The 12,727-nt window shown below is 67.4% G+C and carries 13 protein-coding genes; 5 read left to right on the top strand and 8 right to left on the bottom strand.

Annotated elements, in window-relative coordinates; translation table 11 throughout:
• Positions 1-130: 130 nt before the first annotated feature.
• Positions 131-805, bottom strand: a complete 675-nt coding sequence (locus WS57_RS17425; RefSeq protein WP_069244610.1) for an HAD family hydrolase — start codon at positions 803-805, stop codon at positions 131-133.
• Positions 806-1,011: 206 nt separating this feature from the next.
• On the opposite strand from WS57_RS17425, the gene WS57_RS17420 reads away from it, so the two are divergent.
• On the top strand, positions 1,012-2,223 hold the full coding sequence (locus WS57_RS17420) for a sugar transporter (protein ID WP_038454975.1): 1,212 nt from the start codon (positions 1,012-1,014) through the stop codon (positions 2,221-2,223).
• Here the strand turns inward: WS57_RS17420 and aliA are convergent.
• From aliA to badH, 4 genes are read right to left on the bottom strand one after another with little or no spacing between them, the layout of a single operon-like run.
• The gene (gene aliA / locus WS57_RS17415) at positions 2,204-3,862 is read right to left on the bottom strand and encodes a cyclohexanecarboxylate-CoA ligase (RefSeq protein WP_069244609.1); all 1,659 of its coding nucleotides are present in this window, start codon (positions 3,860-3,862) and stop codon (positions 2,204-2,206) included. The two genes, WS57_RS17420 and aliA, sit on opposite strands and share 20 nt — an antisense overlap.
• A gap of 39 nt (positions 3,863-3,901) precedes the next feature.
• Entirely contained in the window at positions 3,902-5,053 is a 1,152-nt protein-coding gene (gene aliB, locus WS57_RS17410; RefSeq protein ID WP_009695261.1) for a cyclohexanecarboxyl-CoA dehydrogenase, read from the bottom strand.
• 48 nt (positions 5,054-5,101) lie between these two features.
• The gene (gene badI / locus WS57_RS17405; RefSeq protein ID WP_060254056.1) at positions 5,102-5,884 is read right to left on the bottom strand and encodes a 2-ketocyclohexanecarboxyl-CoA hydrolase; all 783 of its coding nucleotides are present in this window, start codon (positions 5,882-5,884) and stop codon (positions 5,102-5,104) included.
• A gap of 30 nt (positions 5,885-5,914) precedes the next feature.
• Complete coding sequence (gene badH, locus WS57_RS17400) at positions 5,915-6,682, bottom strand: 2-hydroxycyclohexanecarboxyl-CoA dehydrogenase (RefSeq protein WP_009695263.1); 768 nt, start codon at positions 6,680-6,682, stop codon at positions 5,915-5,917.
• A gap of 218 nt (positions 6,683-6,900) precedes the next feature.
• Here badH and WS57_RS17395 point away from each other — a divergent pair, with 218 nt between their 5' ends.
• The 4 genes from WS57_RS17395 to WS57_RS17380 all read left to right on the top strand — a co-directional run bounded on the left by WS57_RS17395 (position 6,901) and on the right by WS57_RS17380 (position 9,985).
• The gene (locus WS57_RS17395; protein WP_081056688.1) at positions 6,901-7,329 is read left to right on the top strand and encodes a MarR family transcriptional regulator; all 429 of its coding nucleotides are present in this window, start codon (positions 6,901-6,903) and stop codon (positions 7,327-7,329) included.
• A gap of 211 nt (positions 7,330-7,540) precedes the next feature.
• Positions 7,541-8,647, top strand: a complete 1,107-nt coding sequence (locus WS57_RS17390) for an S-(hydroxymethyl)glutathione dehydrogenase/class III alcohol dehydrogenase (protein ID WP_006483756.1) — start codon at positions 7,541-7,543, stop codon at positions 8,645-8,647.
• Between the two features lie 16 nt (positions 8,648-8,663).
• Complete coding sequence (fghA, locus tag WS57_RS17385; protein WP_069244608.1) at positions 8,664-9,512, top strand: S-formylglutathione hydrolase; 849 nt, start codon at positions 8,664-8,666, stop codon at positions 9,510-9,512.
• A gap of 89 nt (positions 9,513-9,601) precedes the next feature.
• Positions 9,602-9,985, top strand: a complete 384-nt coding sequence (locus WS57_RS17380) for a VOC family protein (protein ID WP_059518782.1) — start codon at positions 9,602-9,604, stop codon at positions 9,983-9,985.
• A gap of 55 nt (positions 9,986-10,040) precedes the next feature.
• Here WS57_RS17380 and WS57_RS17375 read toward each other — a convergent pair whose 3' ends face one another.
• The 3 genes from WS57_RS17375 to WS57_RS17365 form a co-directional block, all read right to left on the bottom strand.
• Positions 10,041-11,054, bottom strand: coding sequence for a GlxA family transcriptional regulator (locus WS57_RS17375; RefSeq protein ID WP_081056886.1), 1,014 nt, complete (start codon positions 11,052-11,054; stop codon positions 10,041-10,043).
• Positions 11,055-11,124: 70 nt separating this feature from the next.
• The gene (locus WS57_RS17370) at positions 11,125-11,916 is read right to left on the bottom strand and encodes an ABC transporter ATP-binding protein (protein ID WP_059518780.1); all 792 of its coding nucleotides are present in this window, start codon (positions 11,914-11,916) and stop codon (positions 11,125-11,127) included.
• A gap of 38 nt (positions 11,917-11,954) precedes the next feature.
• Positions 11,955-12,719 carry an ABC transporter permease gene (locus WS57_RS17365; RefSeq protein WP_059518778.1) on the bottom strand — a complete coding sequence of 255 codons (765 nt, stop codon included), beginning with the start codon at positions 12,717-12,719 and terminating at the stop codon, positions 11,955-11,957.
• Positions 12,720-12,727: the final 8 nt, after the last annotated feature.

Raw genomic sequence — 12,727 nt, 5'->3', positions numbered from 1 at the left:
CCGCGTTGCGTGATGCGGGGCGTCGGCTCCCGGCTCGCTTCGGCGTGGCGCGCTCCAGCCGCCGTTCGTTCATCCATGCCGCCGCGATTGCGACCGCGACGGGTCCTGCGGCTACGTCGATCCGCGCGACTCAAGGCCGCGCAGCAATCTCGTCGAGATGCCACAGCAGATCCGCCGGATCGTCATACACGCGCAGCGCACCCGCGCGTTCCAGCTCGTCGCTGCCATAGCCGCCCGACAACAGCCCGACGCCGAGCGCGCGGCAGCGGCTTGCGGCGAGCATGTCCCAGATGCTGTCGCCGACCACCACGGTGTGCTCGATCGGCACGTTCAGCTTGGCCGCCGCAGTCAGGAACAGGTCGGGGTCGGGTTTCGCGTACTTGACCTGGTCGCGCGTGACGACGACCTGCTTCGCCGGATCGACGCCCAGCGCCTCGAGGTTGATCGCGGCCGTTTCCATTCGTCCGCTGGTGGCGATCGCCCAGCGGATCCCGGCGCTCGACAGCGCGGCCAGCAGTTCGCGCGCGCCCGGCAGCGGCCGGACCTGCGCGCGCAGCCGCTGGTACGCGGCCGCGTGCAGCCGGGCGAGCCGTTCGACGCGTTCGGCGTCGATGTCGCCTGCCGTCTCGCGCAGCAGCTGGTTCAGGAACAGGCCGCCGCTCATCCCGATCTTGCGGTGGATGCGCCACACCGACAGCTCGATGCCCTCGGCATCGAGCGCTTCCTTCCACGCGAGGACGTGCTGATAGACGCTGTCGACGAGCGTGCCGTCGAGATCGAACAGAAAGGTCGTTTCAATGCGCATGTGATTCTCCTGGCTCGACAGGAATCGGGCAACGCGCCCGCCTGTCGATACATTATCGGCGTCCGGCCATGTCATCGCCATGTCCCCCGCGCGGGGTCGCCGCGATGCGCCGGGCGCCGCTGGTACAATCGCGGCGATGCGCCGGACGGGGCTTGCCGCGCCGCGCGCGTTCCCAACCCTCGTCCCTCGTCACGTCGATTCCAGGTATGGCAACACCGGACGCCGTCAGTTCCAGGCATGCGTGGTGGGGCGTTGTCGCCCTGGCGCTCACCGCCTTCATCTTCAATACCACCGAATTCGTACCGGTTGCGCTGCTCAGCGCGATCGGCGACAGCCTGCACATGCAGCCGACCGATGTCGGGCTGATGCTGACGATCTATGCGTGGGCCGTCGCCGTCGTGTCGCTGCCGCTGACGCTGCTCACACGCCACGTCGAGCGCCGCCGGCTGCTGACCGGGGCGCTGCTGGTGTTTGTGGTCAGCCATGTCGTGACCGGCGTCGCATGGAACTTCGCGGTGCTGATGGTCGGCCGGCTGGGCATCGCATGCGCGCATGCGGTGTTCTGGTCGATCTCGGTGCCGCTCGCCGTGCGGCTTGCGCCGAGCGACCGGAAAAGCCGCGCGCTCAGCATGCTGGCGATGGGCACGGCGATTGCGATGGTCGCCGGCATTCCGCTCGGGCGCGTGATCGGCGAGGCGTTCGGCTGGCGCGTCACGTTCCTGATCATCGCGGGCGCGGCGGGCGTCGCACTGCTGCTGCTGCGCGCGACGCTGCCCGAGCTGCCGAGCCAGGGTGCCGGCTCGCTCGGCAGCATCGGCGTCTTTCTGCGCAAGCCGGCGCTGGTGGCGCTGTATGCGATCACCGTGCTGGTCGTGTCCGCACATTTCACGTCGTACACGTATATCGAGCCGTTCGTGCAGAGCGTGAACCATGCGAGCAACAGCCGGATCACGTATGTGCTGATCCTGTTCGGCGTCGCAGGCATGCCGGCCGCGCTCTGCTTCAACCGCCTCTATCCGCGCGAACCGGACAAGTTCCTGCTGGCGTCGATCGTCGCGTTGTCGGGCTGCCTGCTGATCCTGTTCCCCTGCGCGCTGAACATCGTCACGCTGTCCGTGCATACGCTGGTCTGGGGCGGGGCGATCGTCTGTTTCGGCCTGGCGATGCAGGCCTGGGTGCTGAAGCTCGCGCCGGACGGCGCCGATCTGGCGGTGTCGATCTTCTCCGGGCTGTACAACGTCGGGATCGGCGCCGGCGCGCTGCTCGGCAACCATATCGCGGGCGACTTCGGGCTGCCGTGGCTCGGTACCTTCGGCGGCCTGGTCGGGATGCTCGCGGTCGGGATCGCGTGGCTCGCGTTGCGGCTTCATGCGAAACGGGCGGAGCGCGATGCGGCGCTCAGCCGGGAGCATGCCTGACTAGCTCCCGAAGCCGGAATTTCTGCACCTTGCCGGCCGGCGTCGTCGGCATTGCATCGAGCAGCAGCAGTCGTTCGGGGATGTACTGCAGCGCGACCTTGTGGTCCTTCAGGAACGCGACGATTGCGGGCAGGTCGATCGTCATGGCCGGCTTCGGCACGACCACCGCGCAGGCGCGCTCGCCGAGACGGTCGTCCGGATACGCGACGATCGCGACGGCGGCGATCGCCGGGTGTCGGTACAACAGTGCCTCGATCTCGACGACCGGGATGTTTTCCCCGCCGCGGATGATCACGTCCTTGCTGCGGCCCGCGATGCGCAGGTAGCCGCGCGCATCGATGAACGCGAGATCGCCGGTGTCGAACCAGCCGTCGGCGTCGACGCCGTTCAGGTGCGGACGGTGCAGATATCCGGCGAATCCCGAGCACGAGCGAACCAGCAGGCGACCGGTAACGCCCGGCGGCGCCGGCGCGTCATGCTCGTCGAGCACCTTGAGTTCGACGCCCGGCAGCGCACGCCCGTCGGTGTTGAACGCGCGCTCGTCGTCGTCGTCGAGGCGCGTCAGCGTGACGGCGCCGAGTTCCGTCATGCCCCATGCGGAAACGACCTTCGCGCCGAGCGCCGCGCGTGCGCGTTCGACGAGCGGGCCCGGAATCGGCGCGCCCGCGCACAGGAACGTCTTCAGGCTCGGCACGCGCGTGCCGTGCTTCGCCGCCGCATCGGCCAGGTCGGTCAGGAACGCGGTCGAGGCCATCGTGAAGGTCGCCTGTTCCTCGTCGATCAGCCGAAGCGCCAGTTCGGGATCCCACATGTCCTGCAGCACGGCGTGCGCGCGCAACGCGACGGGCATCATCAGGCCGTACATGAAGCCGGTCTGGTGCGCCATCGGCGACGCCATCAGCACCGTGTCGGCGGCCGACAGCTGCATCGCGCGCGCATATGCGACGATGTTCGACATCAGCGTGTTCGCCGTGTGCAGCGTGCCCTTCGGTTCGCCGGTCGTGCCCGACGTATAGAGCAGCTGCGTCACGTCGTCCGGCCCCGGACGGTGGCGCGTCAGAATCGCAGGCGCGTCTGCATCGTTTTCGCGGTCAGGGCCGCAGAGCAGCGCATCGAAGCTGTGCGGCGCCGGCATGCCGGCCGATTCGGCGCCGATCACGACGACGTGCGCCAGGTCGGGCAGCCGTGCCCTGAGGCCGTCGAGCATGTGCTCGTAGTCGAAATTGCGATAGCGCTTCTGCACGATCATGACCTTGCTGCCGGCGTGCGCAAGCATGAATTCGAGTTCACGTTCGCGGAAGATCGGCATCAGCGGATTGATCACCGCGCCGATGCGCGAGCAGGCGAGGTAGGTCAGCGTGAACTGCCAGATGTTCGGCAACTGCATCGACACGATGTCGCCGCGGCCGACGCCGAGGCGCGCCAGTCCCACCGCGATGCGGTCGGCCATGCGCGCGAGTTCGCGATAGGTGAAGCGCACGCGCGTGCCGTCGTCGGCGCAGACCGCCGTGAGCGCCGGCCGGTCGGGAGACTCGGCGACGGCGGCGTCGAGCGCATCGTTGATCGTGAGTTCGGGCCACCAGCCGTTCGCGATGCTTGCCGCGCGGCGGGATCCGATCAGGCCGGTGTCGAACTTCATGTCGTGTCTCCGGACGGTGGTCGGTGGATCGCGGCCGCGTTACGCGGGCACCGCATCGCGCCCGGCATGCGTGCGGGCAATGATCGTCTTCATGATCTGCGCGGTACCGTCGCCGATCTGGAATCCGAGCACGTCGCGCAGCCGCTGTTCCATCGGGCCGTGATCGTAGCCGCCGTGGCCGAACGACAGCAGGCACTGGTGGATCACGTCGTACGCGAGCTTCGGCCCCCACCATTTGCACATCGCCGCTTCGGCGGTATGCGGCAGATTGCGATCCTTGAGCCACAGCGTCTGCAGGCACAGCAGCCGCGCCGCGGCGACCTGCGTCTCGTATTCGGCGAGCGGGTGCGACACGCCCTGGAACGCCGACAGCGGCTTGCCGAACGCTTCGCGCTGCGCGACGTACTCCCACGTCTCCTCGAGGCTGACTGTCGCGACGGCCAGGACCTGCAGCCCGATCAACGCGCGCGAGAAGTCGAACCCCTGCATGACCTGCACGAAGCCCTTGCCTTCGTCGCCGAGCAGATGGTCGGCCGGCACGCGCACGTTGTCGAAGAAGATCGAGCCGCGGCCGATCGCACGCTGTCCGTGGCAGTCGAACCGGTTGCGCGTGATGCCCGGCAGGTCCATCGGCACCAGCATGGCGGAGACGCCGCGCGCACCCATCTCGATCGTGCCGGTGCGGGCGAACACGACGGCGGCGTCGGCCTGGTCGGCCGCCGAGATCGACGTCTTCTCGCCGTTCAGCACGTATTCGTCGCCCACGCGCTCCATCCTCAGGCGCAGGCTGGCCGCATCGGAGCCGCCGCGCGGCTCGGTCAGCGCGATCGCGAGCAGCGCGTCGCCCTGCACGAGCCGTTCGAGCCACGGCCCGGCGATCTCGGGCCTCGCGTGCTGCGACAGGATCTGGCCGTTCAGCGATGCGAGCAGGTTGATGTAGGACAGGCTGAGGTCCGCGCGCGCGATCTCCTCGTGGATCACGCCGGCAGCGAGGCAGCCGAGGCCCTGTCCGCCGTACTGCTCCGGCAATTCCGGCGCGATGAAGCCCATGCGGCCCATTTCGCGCATGATCGCGCGATCGAGCACGCGGGTCCGGTCCCGCTCCAGAAAGCCCGGCGCGACCGATCCCTGCGCGAAACGGCGCGCGTGTTCGCTCAGCGCCGTGAGGTCTTCGTCGAGATAGGGATTCAACATGTGTCTCCTCGATGAGGCGGGTTCATGATGGGGCGGCGCAGATCGTCACTTCGCGTACTTGCGGAAATCCGGCTTGCGCTTCTCGTTGAAGGCCTTCACGCCTTCCTTCGATTCCTCGGTGTCGTAGTAGAGCTTCAGCGCATACATGCCCATGCCGGCGATGCCGGCCTGATGCGCGGTGTCCATGTTGAAGGAGCGCTTCGCGATCGCGATTGCGGTCGGGCTCTTTTCCATGATCTCGTCACACCACTTCTGCACCTCGGCGTCGAGTTGCGCGTGCGGCACGACCGCGTTGACGAGCCCCATCGCCAGCGCTTCGGCAGCCGGATAGCGGCGGCACAGATACCAGATTTCGCGCGCCTTCTTTTCGCCGACCGCGCGTGCGAGATACGCAGTGCCGAAGCCGGGATCGACCGAACCGACCTTCGGTCCGACCTGGCCGAATACCGCGTTGTCCGACGCGATCGTGAAGTCGCAGATCGTGCACAGCACGTTGCCGCCGCCGATCGCATAGCCCTGCACGCGCGCGATGACCGGCTTCGGCACGTCGCGAATCGCGTTGTGCAGTTCCTCGATCGGCAGGCCGATGGTGCCGCGGCCGTCGTACTGGCCTTCATGCGCGGACTGGTCGCCGCCGGTGCAGAACGCGCGATCGCCGGCGCCGGCCAGCACGATCACGCCGATCTCGCGCGCGTAGCCGGCCCGCGTGATCGCGTGGATCAGTTCGTCGCAGGTCTTGCCGCGGAATGCATTGAGCTTTTCCGGACGGTTGATCGTGATCCATGCCGCACCGTTGCGGACTTCGTAAAGAATGTCTTCGTAATGCATGTCGCTTCCTCTTCGATGAATGAAGCCGGCTCAGCCGGCCATCGTCAGGCCGCCCGATACGCTGAGCACCTGTCCGGTGATGAAGCCCGCATCGTCGCTGGCGAAGAACACGACGGCGCCGGGCAGGTCGCCGGGCTGCCCGATGCGGCCGAGCGGGATCGAGCGCTGAAAGGCTTCCATCAGCTTGTCGGGATTGCCGGCGCCTTCCCGGTATGCAGCGAACAGCGCCGTGTCGGTCGGCCCCGGGCACACGACGTTGACCGTGATGCCGTGGCGGGCATGCTCGCGGGCGATGGTCTTGGAGAACGACACCAGACCGCCCTTGCACGCGGCGTAGACTGCTTCGCCCGACGAGCCGACGCGCGCCGCGTCGGACGCGACATTGACGATGCGGCCGCGCCGGCGCTCGACCATGCCGGGCAGGATCGCGTGATGCAGGTGCAGCGCACCGGTCAGGTTGATCGCGATCAGCTTGTCCCATTGCGCCGGTTCGGTCTTCACGAACGGGCGGAATACGTCCCAGCCGGCGTTGTTGACGAGCACGTCGACCGGGCCGAGCCGGGCCTCGGTCTTCGCGACGGCCGCGTCGACATCGGCGCGGTTCGTGATGTCGCAGCGAATCGCGTCGGCCGTGCCGCCTGCCGCGCGAATCTCGTCGCGCACCTGTTCCGCCGCCGCCAGCGACAGGTCGAGAATCGCGACGCGCGCGCCTTCCGCCGCGAAGCGTCGGCAGGTCGCGCCGCCGATGCCGCCACCGCCGCCGGTGACGACGACCGTTTTGCCTGCGAGTCTTTCCATGAGCGTCTCCGTTTGCTGTCGGTCGTACTATTGGGTTCGAGCGATTCGGCCTCGAAGCCAGATATGTAAATATATTGACGTATACTAGGCGGCGATGCCGGTGTCATCAAGTTCCGAATCATCAGGAAAAACCCGTGGATAAACCCGTAAAAAATCCGGAAAAAGCCAAGCTCGAGCTGGCCAATCGACTATTCTTCAGACTGTACCAATGTGGAAATATGTTGCATAAAACCGGGACGCGGGCGGTCGAGGCCGAAGGCCTGACCACCCAGCAATGGGCAGTGCTCGGCGCGTTGTCGCGGGAGGAGTCGGCCAACGGCATGAGCGTCGGCGACCTCGCGCGCTACTTGATGGTGAGCCGGCAGAATCTGTCCGGGCTGATCGGCCGGATGGAGCGCAACGGGCACCTGACGACGTTCGCCGACGAACGCGACCGCCGTTCGCGCCTGGTGCGCATGAGCGACGCCGGCCGGCGGCTGTGGACGCAGGACGCGATACCGAAGATCAATGCGTACTACGGCGACGTGCTGTCGGACTTCTCGACCGACGACGTGACGCATGCGCTGCACTATCTGCTCAAGCTGCTCGACAACATGAAGCGCATCGACGATGACGGCCGCGCGGACGGCGAACCGGACGACGATTGAGCGCAGGCGGCCCGCGTCGCGCGAGCGCCGGACGCGTCTCGCGACAAGGTCCGACGCCGCAGCCATCGCACGATCGTGCGCTGCCCGCCGGGCGTCACCTCGATTCGGCCAACATCGCCCGCGACTCGGCCAATCTGGGCGTCGGAATCGAATGGATCACGCGAACTCCTGCGACACTCGCACGATCCATTTTTTTCTCGAAGAGACGCCAATGAAAACGAAAGCAGCGATTGCATGGAAGGCGGGCGCGCCGCTGACGATCGAGGAAGTCGATCTGGAAGGGCCGCGCGCCGGCGAAGTGCTGATCGAAGTGAAGGCGACCGGCATCTGCCACACCGACTACTACACGCTGTCCGGCGCCGATCCCGAAGGCATCTTTCCGGCGATCCTCGGCCACGAAGGCGCGGGCGTCGTCGTCGACGTCGGCCCCGGCGTCGGCACGGTGCGCAAGGGCGACCACGTGATTCCGCTCTACACGCCCGAATGCCGCGAGTGCAAGTTCTGCCTGTCGCGCAAGACCAACCTGTGCCAGAAGATCCGCGCGACGCAGGGCAAGGGCCTGATGCCCGACGCGACCTCGCGCTTCTCGCTCGACGGCAAGCCGCTGTTCCACTACATGGGCACTTCCACGTTCTCGAACTACATCGTCGTGCCCGAGATCGCGGTCGCGAAGGTGCGCGAGGACGCGCCGTTCGACAAGATCTGCTACATCGGCTGCGGCGTGACGACCGGCGTCGGCGCGGTGGTCTACTCGGCGAAGGTCGAGGCCGGCGCGAACGTCGTCGTGTTCGGCCTCGGCGGGATCGGGCTGAACGTGATCCAGGGCGCGAAGATGGTCGGCGCGGACAAGATCATCGGCGTCGACATCAACCCGAAGCGCGTCGAGCTCGCGAAGAAGTTCGGCATGACGCACTTCATCAACCCGAACGAGGTCGAGAACGTCGTCGACCATATCGTGCAGCTGACCGACGGCGGCGCGGACTACTCGTTCGAGTGCGTCGGCAACGTGAAGCTGATGCGCCAGGCGCTCGAATGCACGCACAAGGGCTGGGGCCAGTCGTTCATCATCGGCGTGGCGGCAGCCGGCGAGGAAATCAGCACGCGTCCGTTCCAGCTGGTGACGGGCCGCGAGTGGAAGGGCTCGGCGTTCGGCGGCGCGCGCGGGCGCACCGACGTGCCGAAGATCGTCGACTGGTACATGGAAGGCAAGATCAACATCGACGACCTGATCACGCACACGCTGCCGCTCGAGCGCATCAACGAAGGCTTCGACCTGATGAAGGCCGGCGAGTCGATCCGCTCGGTCGTGCTGTACTGATCGAGAGGGCGCGACCATGCTCGAACTCGTTTCAGCGCACGCCTGCCACGGCGGCGAGCAGCGCTTCTATCGTCACGATTCGACGACGATCGGCCTGCCGATGAAGTTCGCCGTGTACCTGCCGCCGCAGGCTGCGCACGGCCGCGTGCCGGCGCTGTTCTATCTCGCGGGGCTCACGTGCACGGAGGAGACGTTCGCGATCAAGGGCGGCGCGCAGCAGTATGCGGCGCAGCACGGCATCGCGCTCGTGATGCCCGATACGAGCCCGCGCGGCGCGGGCGTGGCGGGCGAGACCGACGCGTGGGATTTCGGCGTCGGCGCGGGCTTCTACGTCGACGCGACCGAAGCGCCGTGGTCCGTGCATTACCGGATGGAGTCGTACGTGACCGGCGAGCTGCGCGAGATCGTGACGGCCGAACTGCCGATCGACGGCGCGCGGCTCGGGATCTTCGGGCACTCGATGGGCGGACACGGTGCGCTGACGCTGGCGCTGCGCCATCCGGACCTGTACCGGTCGGTATCGGCGTTCGCGCCGATCGCGGCGCCGACGCGCTGCCCGTGGGGCGAGAAGGCGTTCTCGGGTTATCTGGGAGAGGATCGCGAAGCGTGGAAGGCGCACGACGCGAGCGAGCTCGTCGCGCGTGCGGATGCGCCGAAGTTCGCGGACGGCATCCTCGTCGACCAGGGCCTCGCCGATCAATTCCTCGCGAACCAGCTGAACCCGGACGTATTCGAAGCCGCGTGCGCGAAGGCCGGCCAGCCGCTGACGCTGCGCCGTCATGCGGGCTACGACCACGGGTATTACTTCATCTCGACGTTCGTCGCCGATCACGTCGCGCATCATGCGCGCGTGCTGGGCGGTTGACGGCGAAGGGAAGCGGCCGCGATCGGTCGATCGCGGCGCACGACACTCCGGATGCCGCGCGGCATTCGATATCGACAGGAGACAGCACGATGACGGTATTTACGCATGTGACGCTGGGCACGAACCATCTCGATCGCGCCCGCTCGTTCTACGACAAGGTACTCGGCGAAATCGGCCTGAGCCGCATGGCCGATCTCGGCGACAACGGTTCGATCTGGGGCGACGGCGCGCCGTCGTTCTTCGTGCTGAAGCCGGTGAACGGCGAGCCGGCGACGGTCGGCAATGGCGTGACCGTGTCGTTCCAGGCGCCGAGCCGCGCGGCGATCGACGCGTTCCACCGGACGGCGCTGGCCGCCGGCGCCGTCGACGCGGGCGCGGCCGGGCCGCGCAACTGGGCACCGCATGCCTATGCGGCCTACGTGCGCGATCTCGACGGCAACAAGCTCGCCGCGTATTGCTTCCAGCCGGCCTGACGCGGCATCGCAGCGGCACGATCGCCCCGGTGCATGTCGCCGGGGCGGTTACTTGTCACGCCGCATCGACGCTGCCGTCATGCGCCGATGCGGGTCGCTGAGCCGGGCCGAATCGTTCGCGATACGCGACCGGCGTGATGCCCAGCAGTTTCTGAAACGCTTTTCGCATCGCTTCGTACTGCCCGAAGCCGGTGTCGGCCGCGATCGTCTTCGCCGGCAAATCTCCTTGTTCCAGCATGCGCCGCGCGGCTTCGACGCGCGCGCGTTCGATGAACGCGGACGGCGTCATTCCCGTTTCGCGCTGGAAGCAGCGATTGAAATTGCGCACGCTCATCGACAGGCGCGCGGCCATCTCCGCCGCGCCGACGCGCGTCGCGAGATTCGCGAGCAGCCAGTCCTGCAGGTCGCGAATGCCCGGGTGCGACGTGGTCTGGCTGGCGAGATGCGCGCTGAACTGCGATTGGCCGCCCGGCCGCTTCAGGTAGACGACCAGGTCGCGCGCGACGTCGAGCGACACGGCCGCGCCGAAATCCTCCTCGACCAGCGCCAGCGCGAGATCGATGCCCGCGGTGACGCCGGCGGAGGTCCACAGTGCGCCTTCGCGGATGAAGATGCTGTCGGGATCGACGCGCACCGCCGGGTAGCGTTCCTGCAGCGAGCGCGCGGACGCCCAGTGCGTCGTCGCGCGCTTGCCGTCCAGCAGCCCGGCCGCGGCCACGAAGAACGCGCCCGTGCACAGCGCCGCGGTGCGCTGCATGCGCGGCGCGGCGGCCTTCACCCAGTCGACGATCTGCGGTGTCGCGTCGACGGCCTGCTCGATCTGCCGCGCGCCGACGATCAGCGCCGTATGCGGCACGGCGAGCGGATTCAGCGCCTTCGACGCATGCAGCGACACGCCCGTGTCCGAGCGAACCTCGCCGCTTTGCGGCGCCGCGAGCCTGACGTCGTAACCGGCGTCGAGCCCGCGCTGTTCGAGGTGGACGTTCGCGTAGCTGAATACGCTCAATGGCCCGATTGCTTCGAGCGCCTTGAAGCCCGGGTAGATGACGATATCGACGGTGATGAGCATGGTGCGGTGCGGATGCGGCTGGCGAATACGGCGAAGCATCGCACAGATGACGCATCCACGGCGTAGCCGCTCAGTGCGCGGCGCGATCGCGGTGACTGGAAACGAACTGCCGGAAGCGTTCGGAGCGCAGCTCGCCGAATACGTCGGCGGCCGTGCCGTCCGCCTCGACCTGTCCTTCGTGGACGAACATCACGCGGTTCGATACGTGGCGCGCGAAGCCCATCTCGTGCGTGACGACCAGCATCGTGCGGCCTTCCTCGGCGAGCGCACGCATGACGCGCAGCACTTCGCCGACGAGTTCGGGATCGAGCGCCGAGGTCGGTTCGTCGAACAGCATGACTTTCGGCTTCATCGCCAGCGCACGCGCGATCGCCACCCGCTGCTGCTGTCCGCCGGACAGATGGGACGGGTAATGCGCTCGCTTGTCGGCGAGCCCGACCTTGGACAGCAGCGCTTCCGCTTCGTCGACGGCTTCCGCGCGCGAGCGCTTCTGCACGCGCAACGGTCCTTCGAGCAGATTGTCCAGCACGGTCATGTGCGACCACAGGTTGAAGTTCTGGAACACCATGCCGATCTGCGAGCGGATCCGGTCGACCTGCCGGCGATCGCGCGGATGGAGCTTGCCGTCGCGCCGGCGTGCGAGCGAGAGCGTTTCGCCGCACAGGGCGATCGCGCCGTCGTCTGGCATCTCGAGCAGGTTCATGCAGCGCAGCAGCGTGCTCTTGCCCGAGCCGCTCGCACCGAGTATCGAGATGACGTCGCCTTCGCGCGCGTCGAGCGAGATGCCGCGCAATACGGCGTGAGGGCCGAACGACTTGTGCAGGTTGGTGACCGACAGCGCAACGGGAGTCAGCGCATTCATGGGGTTCTCCGGTGGACGAGGAAGGACAGGGACGGACCTTACGGGGCGACCCGGCTGTCGCGCGCGGCCGCGACGGCTGCGTCGGGCGAGACCCGCGCCGGCGCGACGCTACGCGGCGCGCGCAGATGCCGCGACAGGCGGTTTTCGAGGCAGCCGAACGCGCGCACGATCGCGAAATTCAGGCCCAGGTAGATCAGCGCGGCGCACAGGAACACCTCGCTGGTCCGATAGGTCTGCTGGATGATCTGCTGCGCGACGCCGGTGACTTCCCACACGGTGACGAGACTGGCGAGCGCGGTCGATTTCACCTGAAGAATCGCTTCGGTCGTATAGGCCGGCAGACACTGCCGGAGTGCGATCGGCGCGATGATCCGGCGCAGCAGCGCGAATCCCGACAGGCCGATCGAATAACCGGCCTCGATCTGCCCGACCGGTACCGCCATCAGTCCGCCGCGAATGATTTCCGCGGTATAGCCGGCCGTGCACAGCGCGAGGGCAATCACCGCACACAGGTACGGCTCGCGCAGCACCGGCCACAGCAGGCTGTGACGCACGAAGTCGAACTGGCCGACCCCGTAGTAGACGAGAAACAGCTGAATCAGGATCGGCGAGCCGCGAAATACGAGGATGTAGGCGCGCGCAAGCCGGTTCGGCAGCCAGTACGGCGACACGCGCATCGCGACGATCACGAGCGCGAGCATGCCGCCCAGCGTCATCGACGCGAAGAACAGGCCGAGCGTCGTCGGCACTGCGGACAGCAGCCTCATGAGCGTATCCAGGAGGAAGTCGGTTTCGGATTGCATGGCTGTCG

Origin of the sequence: Burkholderia pseudomultivorans (genome assembly GCF_001718415.1) — a bacterium.
In the GTDB taxonomy this organism is placed as follows: Bacteria; Pseudomonadota; Gammaproteobacteria; order Burkholderiales; family Burkholderiaceae; genus Burkholderia; species Burkholderia pseudomultivorans_A.
Note: the sequence above shows the minus strand (reverse complement) of the source record. Positions and strands in the feature narration are given on the sequence as shown.